The 11673-nt window shown below is 36.2% G+C and carries 11 protein-coding genes; 2 read left to right on the top strand and 9 right to left on the bottom strand.

Features of this window, described 5'->3' with window-relative positions; genetic code table 11:
* Positions 1–1260: 1260 nt before the first annotated feature.
* On the bottom strand, positions 1261–1929 hold the full coding sequence (tenA, locus tag SMAR_RS00265; RefSeq protein ID WP_244372434.1) for a thiaminase II: 669 nt from the start codon (positions 1927–1929) through the stop codon (positions 1261–1263).
* A 70-nt stretch (positions 1930–1999) separates the two neighbouring features.
* Entirely contained in the window at positions 2000–2539 is a 540-nt protein-coding gene (locus tag SMAR_RS00260; RefSeq protein ID WP_011838357.1) for an ECF transporter S component, read from the bottom strand.
* Between the two features lie 84 nt (positions 2540–2623).
* Here SMAR_RS00260 and SMAR_RS00255 point away from each other — a divergent pair, with 84 nt between their 5' ends.
* Positions 2624–3439, top strand: a complete 816-nt coding sequence (locus tag SMAR_RS00255; protein WP_011838356.1) for a sulfide-dependent adenosine diphosphate thiazole synthase — start codon at positions 2624–2626, stop codon at positions 3437–3439.
* Here the strand turns inward: SMAR_RS00255 and SMAR_RS00250 are convergent.
* Positions 3428–4123 (bottom strand): energy-coupling factor transporter transmembrane component T, encoded by a 696-nt coding sequence (locus tag SMAR_RS00250; protein WP_011838355.1) that lies wholly within the window; start codon positions 4121–4123, stop codon positions 3428–3430. The two genes, SMAR_RS00255 and SMAR_RS00250, sit on opposite strands and share 12 nt — an antisense overlap.
* Positions 4120–5580 (bottom strand): ATP-binding cassette domain-containing protein, encoded by a 1461-nt coding sequence (locus tag SMAR_RS00245; protein ID WP_011838354.1) that lies wholly within the window; start codon positions 5578–5580, stop codon positions 4120–4122. Before SMAR_RS00245 ends, SMAR_RS00250 begins: the two co-directional genes overlap by 4 nt.
* 91 nt (positions 5581–5671) lie before the next feature.
* On the opposite strand from SMAR_RS00245, the gene SMAR_RS00240 reads away from it, so the two are divergent.
* The gene (locus SMAR_RS00240) at positions 5672–7036 is read left to right on the top strand and encodes a bifunctional hydroxymethylpyrimidine kinase/phosphomethylpyrimidine kinase (protein WP_011838353.1); all 1365 of its coding nucleotides are present in this window, start codon (positions 5672–5674) and stop codon (positions 7034–7036) included.
* An 8-nt stretch (positions 7037–7044) separates the two neighbouring features.
* On the opposite strand, the gene SMAR_RS00235 is transcribed toward SMAR_RS00240, so the two are convergent.
* The 5 genes from SMAR_RS00235 to SMAR_RS00215 all read right to left on the bottom strand — a co-directional run bounded on the left by SMAR_RS00235 (position 7045) and on the right by SMAR_RS00215 (position 11563).
* Positions 7045–7485 carry an Lrp/AsnC family transcriptional regulator gene (locus SMAR_RS00235; RefSeq protein ID WP_011838352.1) on the bottom strand — a complete coding sequence of 147 codons (441 nt, stop codon included), beginning with the start codon at positions 7483–7485 and terminating at the stop codon, positions 7045–7047.
* Positions 7482–7814, bottom strand: coding sequence for a hypothetical protein (locus SMAR_RS00230; RefSeq protein WP_011838351.1), 333 nt, complete (start codon positions 7812–7814; stop codon positions 7482–7484). The genes SMAR_RS00235 and SMAR_RS00230 overlap by 4 nt, the downstream gene beginning before the upstream one ends.
* 23 nt (positions 7815–7837) lie before the next feature.
* Positions 7838–8215, bottom strand: a complete 378-nt coding sequence (locus SMAR_RS00225) for a class II SORL domain-containing protein (protein WP_011838350.1) — start codon at positions 8213–8215, stop codon at positions 7838–7840.
* 107 nt (positions 8216–8322) lie between these two features.
* The gene (locus tag SMAR_RS00220) at positions 8323–9486 is read right to left on the bottom strand and encodes an iron-containing alcohol dehydrogenase (protein WP_011838349.1); all 1164 of its coding nucleotides are present in this window, start codon (positions 9484–9486) and stop codon (positions 8323–8325) included.
* Between the two features lie 100 nt (positions 9487–9586).
* Positions 9587–11563, bottom strand: a complete 1977-nt coding sequence (locus SMAR_RS00215) for a S16 family serine protease (protein WP_244372542.1) — start codon at positions 11561–11563, stop codon at positions 9587–9589.
* Positions 11564–11673 lie beyond the last annotated feature (110 nt).

Genomic DNA, 11673 nt, shown 5'->3' with positions numbered 1-11673 from the left:
ATTAATTCATAGAGTTTCAAACTTTCCTTAATAAATCGCAGGTAATGGCTCTTGCAGGATAATATTGCGGAGGGAATCATGCAAGTCGAGATGAACCTATGTCTGAAGAATCCCAACTATGCCTGTCTGAGTCGCTTTCAAGGATCATTATAGATATCTAGTAGCTTGGCTAGATTGGATGATCATTTATCAATGCTGGATCCTATATTGGTACGTTGTTACTTGAACAGATCTCTTGTCAGATCAATAGTAAGCTAAACTTTCTACCGCCCCGTGCCGACTCAGTATTCAATATTTATCCTATAGCCAAGTAATGCACACTTAATGAGCCTGAGCCTTTAAAAAACAAACTGACAACAATAAAATAAACAGCAGGGTTGGGAGCACTCCATAAGGGGTCTAACCCCAAAAATTAACAATGTCCCAACCCCTCGAACAAGCCGATAAGGCCCCAAGGGAAGCCCCAACAACGGCTCGGAGGCTCAACGTAGGATCGTGCAAGCCTAGATTCACCCCGGGGGTCTAGGTTTGCATGATTCTGCGTTGAGTCTCCTCCCCGGGGGAGTCGTTGTTGGGGCTTCTTAAGGGGTCTTTTGGCTTGAGCGGGGGGTTATAATTAGTGCTTTACGGGGTTGGGCCTCTTATGGAGTGTTCCAACCCTGCCTCTTCTATTATAAATTTATCAAGTATTTAATATGATGCTGTTCTAAGGATGTGGGAGGGTTTTTGTTTTAATCCCGTCCAGAAGAAATCCCCATATCTGCGACCACGCATTTATGTGTTTAGCCCTTCAATCAGGAATTGCTGTATGGAGCATTTTTCATGGTTATTTAGTTTATGAGGTAGTTGATTGCATGTCTAGTCTGTGGTTGCCCGTGCTTTATTTTTTGGTTATTTTGGATACTTGCTGGGGCTTCTCCCTTAATAGTTTATAAATTTTTAATAAGTGTTCCGAACTTGCATGTATTAATGGAATATTATTTAGTTAAGGAATCCTTAGCAAATTAAATTGGTTATGTCGAGAGCATTTATTGAGGAGGTCTACTATAAATAATTAGCCAATCCACTACATATTGGTATTTATATTTATATGATAAATAATAATGATCCGCTACTGGTTAAGAACTATTAAAAACTTGACGGTATATTTTTATAAAAATATTAATCAGCTTTTCACCATTGACCACTTATAAATTTAATTCAATACATGCTTAGCAGATTAGAAACCTCTTGCTGAAAATGCTGTGTTTTATGTTTTATTTATACTGGCCATTTCTCCATATTGTAGGCCATGTCCCAGAACATGTATTCGTATCGGCTACTCAATATGAATATTCTTTTCAGCTTATTGTAATCTATGTGTTCTGCATACTTGTCTACTAAATTTATTAGTTTAGTTGTTAATTCAATATATTCTTTTGATCTATAGGTGTTTATCCATTCTATATATATTGGGTTCTTATTTTCCATGATTAAATCATTGTTTACTCTAGGTATTTCCATATAGGTCCAGAAGCATGGTAGGGTTGAGACTAGGCATTCTATGGATGTTCCTAGACTACAAGTTGATAATATATGGTTAACATATGCTGTATTTGTAGGTGCTGGCTCAGTGTTTAAGACATCTTCTATGGTTAAGTCTAGTTTATCTAGTAGTTTTAGGTAATTATCCATTTCGATCGTTGCATCACTATATGCTAGCGATAATGCTTCTCTTAACAATTCATAATCATAAGCTTTAGATGCCAATAATGAAAACGCCTTAGTCATGCCGATAAGGAAATTATAGTCTTGAATAACATAGTACCTAAACTTTTCTATTGGCAGAGAACCCTTGAAGAGCTCGACTACGAAGGGGTGTTTGAATATCTTATTCCATATACTACTTGCCTCTTCTCTTAGCCTCTGTGTAATCTGCAATGGCCTCACCCATATATTTTTAGATATGAGTGTTTAATGAAAAACAAATGTGATCTCAGATTTTCCTCGAGATCAATTATTACATTTTTCTCTTGGTTACCGTAAATCCTACAACTGATCCTACGAATCCATATATTGCTCCACTCACAATTGCCGCTATTAGCCATAGGGTCATTACTTCTGGAGATGCTATTTCACCGAATAACACTGCATCTAATGCTACACATGGAAATGCTGCAAAGGCACCTGCCAACGCTCCTATATATGGATCGTATCTTCTATACATGAATAACGCATACGCTGCCTCAGACGCTAAGCCTTGAGCAATACCATATATTAGGTTTGTGAATCCACCGGCTGTGGGGATTATTGTTTCTACTAGTGCTCCAAGTGTTTCGCCTAGAAAAGCTGATAATGGCTTCCTTATCATTGATGCTGCTAGTGGTGCGCCGATAAACCATAATCCATAAGATACTATTCTAGCAAGTATCTTTCCGCCAACAGCTTCTGCTGCATAGTATATGAACCATGTAGCATAGAATATTAAGCCCGCTACTACAGCTACTACTCCTAGAATAGTGTAGTCGATCACAGTATATTTTAGCTTCCCAGCGCTCATATGTGTCCACCCGGTAAAACATATTATAACCTGATTATTAATTATATAATAACCGAGTAATAATATTTGCGAGGGGAACAATATATGAAGTTCTTCCCCGAAAAACTATATGAACTGAGCGAAGGAGACCTTGCTAAAACATTGATTGATGCATTGCACAAGAAACTATCAGAAATTGTCCGTGTAGATGTAGTAATTGTTGGTGCAGGCCCCTCAGGATTAACAGCTGCTTGGAAACTAGGCGAGAAAGGCTACAAAGTAGTTGTTCTCGAGAGAATGCTTGGTGTTGGAGGAGGGATGAGAGGGGGATCAATGCTTTTACCAATTGGGTTATTAGAGGATGGTGAGGCAGCAGAGATTGCTAGAGAGGCGGGTGCAAGGATTAATAAGGTTAGAGATGGGCTTTTTGTTATTGATCCGAGTGAGTTAGCTGTTAAATTAGCATCTAATGCTATTGAGAATGGTGCAATAATATGGCCTGGTGTTGTAGTTGAGGATTTAATTACGCGTGGTAGAGGAGAAGATCTAGTTGTTAGAGGAGTGCTTATTAATTGGACACCTATTTTCGAGGCTGGTTGGCATGTTGATCCATTCTATGTGGAGGCTAAAGCTGTTGTTGATGCAACAGGTCATGATGGATCATTATTGAGAATACTTGCTAAAAGACATCCGGAGCTCAAAATAAATGTTCCTGGAATGTCTAGTCAGAATGTTTGGATTGGTGAAGAAGAGGTTGTTGAGAAAACAGGTATGGTTGTTAAAGGATTATTCGTTACCGGTATGAGTGTTGCTGAACTATATAATACTCATAGAATGGGCCCTATCTTTGGAGGAATGCTTGTTTCAGGCAGGAAAGTAGCTGATCTTATAGATGATTATTTGAAAAAACTAAAACATTAAAGGAACAATAACTTGTATTGCTAACAAAGCAAATACAATAATCTCTGGAACCCTGATACGTATTTTTCTATACCTTACTTTCCTCAGCCTAAACCCTTTCAGCTCCACAGCTATTCCTGCCCAAACCGCTCTCTCATAAGCAATACTTAGTAGTGGTAATAGAAATGATTTTAAATCATTGGGTAAATACGGTATTCTTCTATATCCACGCTCTAATCTAGCAATTCTTATTTCCTCATAATCTTTCTTCATTAAAGGTATTAGTCGTAAAGCATACGATATTGAAAAGGCTAAACCCTTAGGGATTCTTAGTTCTGATACAAGCGATCTCACTAGTTCTGAAGGAGTAGAGTTACCTATGAAGAAGAGTGTAGCACCAACTATTGATAGTAGCCTCATAAAAATTGCGGCTGTAGCTGTTAAAGCACCTTCACGTATAGTTATCCAACCCCAATCAACCACTATACTACCTGTATTCGAAACTGTGTAAGCATTTATGAATGTTCCCCATAAGCCTAGAATCAACAATAACCATAACAACTTGTATCTATAACCATACATTACCCCTAATACAAGATTAATCAAACCAATAACCAATAGATCATATAGGTCTCTATAAGCATATGCTAGTAGAGAAACAAACAATGCATATATAAATAATATTGATGAAGAAGGCCTCCTCAAAATAACACACCCGCAATTCTTTCTAATAGCTCAACAATTTCCTCCTTATCCCTAAGGTCAAGTCTTCTAGAAATAGGATCCATATAATAAACGGTATCAGCTAGTTCCCCAACAACTCTTGGATCATGAGTTGATATTATAAATGATAAACCCATATCCCTAAGTTTATTAATCAACCTCTTTAACTCCTTAAATAAAGAATAATCCAGACCCGTTGTTGGTTCATCCAATAATATAATCCTAGACTTGTACACCCAAGCAATTATAATTGACAACCATCTACGTTGACCATGGCTTAGATTATATGGGCTCGTATTTTTCAACTCATTAAACCATGGTATTTTTTCAGCAATAATCTTTGGATCGGTTCTTGTCTTCTTAGCTAGTTCTAATATTTCCTTTGCAAGACTTGTTTCTATGAATAAATAGTCTGGTTGTTGTGGTACATAAAATAGTCCTTTAAACAATTTATTCCCACGATAAACAAGTTTCTCTCCTGAATAGTATATTTCTCCATCAATCGCAGGAATTGCACCAATTAATGTTTTGAGAAGAGTTGTCTTACCTGATCCATTAGGTCCAACAATTACTGCAATCTCGCCTTCATGAAGCTCTAAATCAATATCTTTTACCAATACTTCACTATTAGGGTAACCGATTGTTAGATTGCGTGTTTTCAGTATTATCTTATTCTTAACGGGCCTAGAAGGCAGAATATGTGGAGATTTCGCATCAATACCCATTTCTTCAAGTTGATCTAGAACTTCGTTTGTCATCTCTTCTTTCCTATACACTCGTTCAAGCTTGCCCCTTCTAAGAACATGTATTTCATCAACTATATCCATGAAATATTTTAGTTTATGTTCAACTATTATTATCGTCTTGTTTCTCTTTTCAGCCTCCACTATAAATTCTCTTATCTGCTTTATTCCCCATGGATCAACAGATGCTGTAGGCTCATCTAGAAATAACACTTTGGGATCATGAACGGTTGCTGATGCAAATGTTAGCCTCCTCTTCTCTCCCCCTGATAAGTATTCGACATGCATATTTGCCTTTTTTTCTAGCCCATATTTTTTCAATGCTAAAAATGCCAGACGTTGTGCTTCCTCCTCATTATATCCGAGGTTTTCGAGTTGAAAAGATACTTCGTCTAGTGGTGTAGGCATTGCTATTTGTTTATCTGGGTCTTGTAGAACAGCTCCTAATACATAAGGTATATTTGTGAAATCACTATCTTGTAACGGATCTAGATCATCTATAAGAACTTTTCCTTTAACCCATCCATTTAGGAGATTCGTTAATACACCTGTTAATGTAAGCAATAATGTTGTTTTACCAGAGCCTGATGGACCAGCCATTATTATTGTTTCTCCAGGGCTTACCTCTCCTAAGATGTTTTCCAGTATTTTTTCGTTCTCAACGTATCCGGCAGCGTTGATACTGTACTTTATCATGTTTCTCTACCACTCCTCGATAATCAAGTTATATATATTTTGATAACTAAATTATATATTGATGAAACACTCCTCAAAGAGGGAGTGTTCTATGAAAAAGAAATTATATCCTATAGCTATAACGATTGCTGGTAGTGATTCTGGTGGTGGAGCTGGTATAGAGGCTGATCTTAAAACTTTTGCTGCACTAGGAGTTCACGGAGTTGTTGCCTTAACTAGTGTAACAGCTCAGAACACTTATCAAGTGACTGGTATTCATGATTTACCTCCAGAAATGGTTGCTAGACAAATAATTACTGTATGGGAGGATATAGGTATTGATGCTGGTAAAACAGGTATGCTTAGCAATTCCGAAATTATTAGAGCCGTGGCTGAAACTGTTTCAAAGCTTGGATTCCCATTGGTAGTTGACCCAGTAATGATAGCTAAAAGCGGTGCTCCACTTTTGAGACCAGAAGCAATGAATGCACTCATAAAGTATATGGTACCAATAGCTACTGTAATCACTCCAAATAAACATGAAGCAGAAAAAATTACTGGTATGAAAATCAATAATTTCGAGGATGCTAGAAAAGCTGCAAAATACATTGTTGAAGAACTGGGGGCTACAGCAGCTATAGTTAAAGGAGGACATATTGAGGTAGGAGAGGAATCTATTGATATAATGTATTATAATGGTAAATTCTACGAGTTTAGAGCACCAAGAATAGTGGATGGATGTACACATGGTACAGGTTGTTCATTCTCAGCCGCAATAGCCGTAGAGCTTGCTAAAGGCAGAGATATTGTTAAAGCCGTTAAAACCGCTAAGAAATTCATAACAATGGCTATTAAGTATGGAGTTAAAGTGGGAAGAGGAGCTTGCCCCGTTAATCCAATGGCTTGGATCGAGATACCTGCAATGAAGTATCACGTCATCGAATCCGTAAAAGAAGCTTTAAAGATCATAATTGAAAACCAGAAGCTCTTCAATAAATACATTCCTGAAACAGGTTCTAATCTAGTAATGGCCATAGATCCTAGGTATGCTGAGACAATAAATGATGTTGCAGGAGTCAAAGGGAGAATAGTTAGGTATGGTGACGGAGTAAAAATTGTTGGGCCAGTAGAGTTTGGGGCTTCAAGTCATATGGCTAGATTAGTACTAACAGCTATGAAATACGATCCAAGTATTAGATCAGCTATGAATTTAAAATATGATGAGAAACTAGTAGAGAGAGCGGAGAAGAAAGGATATATTGTAGTATATATTGATCGTAGAAATGAACCAGAAGAAGTCCGCCTAGTAGAAGGTAGAAGTATTCCTTGGATTATGGAAACAGCTTTTAAGAAAGTGAAAAGAGTTCCAGACATAATCTATGATACTGGAGATGTTGGTAAAGAAGCAATGATAAGAGTGCTTGGAAAAACTCCCGTAGAAGTAGTATATAAAGCTTTAAGCATTATTAGAGAATAACATGCATATTAGGGTAAAGGACAATCCTCTTTAATTACGTCAAGAACTATGCTCGGATAAAGTTTTTGCACACCTTCAAGTTGCTCTATTTCTTTATGAATACGCATAATATCATTACTATCCTTACCCCAGATTACAGCAATTAGTGAATGATCACCGGATGTTATTGCAATATATTTAATATATGGCTTATCTTTGAGAACCTGAATTACTTTGAAAAGACTGGCTGGATCAACATTTATTCCTGTAATTGATACTTTACTGTATCCAAGCTTTTTGGGATCAACTATTATAGTATATTTCTTAATAACGCCGTCTTTTTCAAGTCTCCGAATCCTCTTAATTACTGCTACATCGCTTAAACCAACTCTTTTAGCTATCTCATTGTATGTAGCTCGAGCATTTTCCATAAGTATTTTCAATATCTTCATATCTATTTCATCAATCAATCTGGGACCCCCTCCCCCGCTTTATATCCCTTAATTCTAAAAACACCAACTCTAATATTTTCTGTTTCATTATCTGGTTCGAGATACTCTATTAACTCAGCTTCAACTCCTAGGTCTTCGAAAACATAAACCATGTCCTCAACCCAATCCCTTATTCCACAGGTAAAACAAAATGATCCCTCAAACAAGATCTTTACTTTATCACCGTTTATTTCTAGAAGTACAGCTTTTGCTTCAGGTGCTCTAAACTTGTTGTATAAATCTATTGCTTTTGAAACAATTTTCTTAACTTCGTTACTATTTAAAAAAGAAGATTTGTTTAAGTCCAAACTTATTTATCACCTATGCATGTTTATTTTTCAACTTTAATTTCCTTACGAGCTTCCCATAGACCATGCAAGTTACAATATATTATAGCATATAGGACTCCGCTCTTCTCGAGTTTAACAGTGAATTCTACTTGTGGCTCTACATATACTGGAGTCCAATAAGCTCTGCCTAGAAGAACAGGGTTGAACGCTCTTCCCTCCTCCTCAAAGTAGAGCTCTACCCATCTAATACTATGTTCAACCTTGTTAGGATGCGGTCCAACACTCACTTTTACCTTGAATGGCTCACCTGCTTTAACCTTGTCTGGTGCTTCGATTTTTGGTGTATGGGATTCTACCTTAGTTATAGCTTCTCCAGATGCTGTTTCAGGAGTATAGATTAGGTCTCCGAACCTCTTCATATACTTCACCGATTTAAGAATATATATAGGTTTCCTAATATATTTTATCAATTAATAATTATGACGAGTTATAAATACTTCTTTATTAAAATAAAAAAATTATATTCTCATATTAGGGAAGTTAACCATTTCTCTAAATCTTCACGACTCGGTAATTTAGGCGCTAATCCATGATACCTCTTCATTTTCTCGTTTTCATAATAGAACTTTACTGCTTCCTTAACGTCTTCGATGCTGAATCCATACGTAGAGAATGACTCATTAAATCCTATCTCTTCGAGGAACTTATTATATGCTTTCTGTGCTTTTTCAGCGTCTTCTACTCTAGGCTTTAACTCTGGATCTAATGGTTTTAGTATTCTAGCCATTACTTCGGGATCTAATTTATAGAAGAACTGTAATAATGCTTTATATAATATAGCTAGTCCTGCTCCATGGGGCAGTTTAGGATTGAACCCGCTAAATACATGCTCTAATCCATGTCCTATATGGGTTACTCCGTGATCAATGCTTATTCCAGCAATCATTGATGCGTATAGAAGCCAATACCGTGCTTCTAGATCATCTGGTTTCTCCAGTGCTCTGGGAAGATGCTTCACTATATGCTTAATCGCTTCTTCAGCAAGCAACCATGTATATGGGCTGGACCGTGTAGATGTTGCTGATTCAACAGAATGTGCAAACGCATCTATAGATGTATATATTGTTTGGTTTCTTGGAAGAGTCCTCGTATATCTTGGATCATCAATTGATACGTTAGGATAACCAGCACTTATCCCTATTTTTTCCTTGGTCTCCACAATGCTTACAACAGCATATTTATCAATCTCTGTACCAGTACCATGAGTTAGATTAATTGCGAGGAGAAACGGTAGTTTCTCAGGATACGGTTTTCTACCATATAAATAATCAACAACGCTACCACCACCACTAATAACTAGCCTAGCAACTTTTGCAGAATCAATAATGCTACCACCACCTATAGCAATAATAGCCTCAGCTCCAAATTCTTTATAAGCCTTCACAATCCCCTCAACATTCTCCACTATAGGGTTGGGCACTATATCATTGTATACGGTATATTCTATTCCATGCTTATCCAAAATACTGGTTACATCGTCAAGTGCGCCGGAAATCTTTGCTGATCTACGACCTGTAACTAACAATATTCTTTTATAAGCTTTAATGAATTCCTCAGCATTACCAATAACGTTTATGCCAAAGAATAATTTAACTCCCCCATTGTAGACTTGAAAAGACGGCATCTTCATCTAGATCACCATTTAGATTTATACTCTATATCTATATATTAATTTAATTAGCTTACCCTATAATAAAATATAATCAACTTTAACTATGGATAAGAAGAAACTATATATTGAGACTTTCTCCTTTCTTTCTCTTCGTGACTGAGTAGATATAATACGTTATTAAACCGAGTGCGAAGCCTGTGATTAATCCTAAAACGTAGTATACCGTATCTTGTATATTTGTATTGATCTCGTTTATTCTAGTACTATTAGATGTTGATCTACTAGTAGGTGTTTCGGTTCTATTATTTGGATTATTAACTGGAGTACTAGATGGAAGAAACACTGTATTTTCAACTATGTTTAATGATGTATTATTTGACATGAATATGGAGGCGTACATTATCCCTTTTAATAATGTATACATGGAATCCACATAGTCATTAATATACATATATTGATTACTAGCCATGAATGTATAGTTCATATAATCTTTGATTGTTGTGAGATTATAATAGATTAAATGCTCTCTCATTAGATACATAGTTATATTTGAATAAACAGTATTGTTTTGTATAAAAAGCGTCTCTATCCCTATATCCGCATACACGATACTATCTATCAATAACCCTATTGATGCTACCGTGTAATTAGTTGTATAAGCATTTATAGCATCCTGGAAATAATTTAGTGCCTCAACTATATATTGGTTTCCACCTCCAATATCGTTTGCTAAGCTATAAGCATATGAAACAACTGAATCAGATAAACTATACAAAGTCATGAACGAATCAGTTATGTTTATATATTTCTTGCTAAACATTGATGATATATTGAGTAATTGATCAGAGAAGTATAGCTTAACAGCTACATCAGCTAATTTTTCGATATCGCCAGTAGTAAATGATGCATTGTTTTTACTGAGCAATTCAATATAATTCGTTAATGCTTGAAAATATAATCCATGTGATTCAATTAATAGAGGATTTAATCCTGGACCAGTAGTAGATAATTTATCGTGGAGATCTTTTATAGTCTCATTAATCATTGAGATAGTGTTTTCTAAATTTAGTTTTCCAAGAATTGATTTATATAGCCAGTTTATGTAAATGTTTTCTTTAAGCACTTTATTAGAATAAATAAAAGATGCGATAGATAAGTTCTCATCTATCAATTGTTTCAACTGATAATTCATTTTCTCAACATTTTTGATCTGATCGTATAGCTGTATTCTAGTGAACAAGTCTAATTGGTTAAAGAGTTTCTTAGATTCATTGAATAAATTCATTGATCTAACATAGTTTTCCCATGCAAATTTATCTATGATGTTGAGAACAGTATTGTTCATTATTATCTTCGAGCTCTTAATAGGCTTCACATTTACTCCGAGGAAATACTTCATAGCGTCAAAGATGTTGCCAACTTCAATAACTGTTACGTTAAGTTTTTCACCCTCCTTAACAAGGTCTACTGGCACATATTTAATTGTCTCATAATATCCCCAGAGAACCCTCTTAACAATTCTTTTCTCGACATAAACTATTCTCTGACCAACTGGTATTAAGAAAACCTTGAACCCACTTTTAGCAACAGCATGGAGTTTTCCGAGAAGCCCGCCTACGGGGCCAATGCTTCCATCAGGATTTATCATTCCAGTCATCGTTACATTAGGGTTCAATGTCTTATTCAGAAACAAAGATATAAACCCAATAGTCATTAACCCGCCCGCACTCGGTCCTCCAACTACGAGAGAATTACTAGTCATAACTACGTAGTAGTCATAGGAGTAAAAATTTTGGCCGGTAACTGTGGAAGCAACATATGCTGCAATACGTGCTGTTGCTTGGGTATCTGGTTCAACAAGGGGTCTCGCAGAAAAATATACCATTCCAGAACCTGGATAAACAATTGTAAGATTTACTCGGAGAACAGCCCCCTCACCACTGCGTGTAACTGCGGGAGCATAAACTACAACCGACTTTCTAAAAGTGTGAATAGTGATATTAGCAGGGTAAGCATTCACCATGAATATAGCCGATAATATAATAAGAAACACAAGCATCGATGAGACTAGTCTCAGATACTGCAATCTCAACACCCTCCATGAACTCTTTACCACCAAGAATAAGATTAACTAATATAATTAAAACTTTTACTAACTAGCATTGATCAAATAAAATAGATCAATTGGTAAATGAAGCCTGAAGA

The organism is Staphylothermus marinus F1 (assembly GCF_000015945.1).
Classification (GTDB): Archaea; Thermoproteota; Thermoprotei_A; order Sulfolobales; family Desulfurococcaceae; genus Staphylothermus; species Staphylothermus marinus.
The sequence above is the reverse complement of the archived record's forward strand: the minus strand, read 5'-3'. Positions and strand labels throughout refer to the sequence as shown.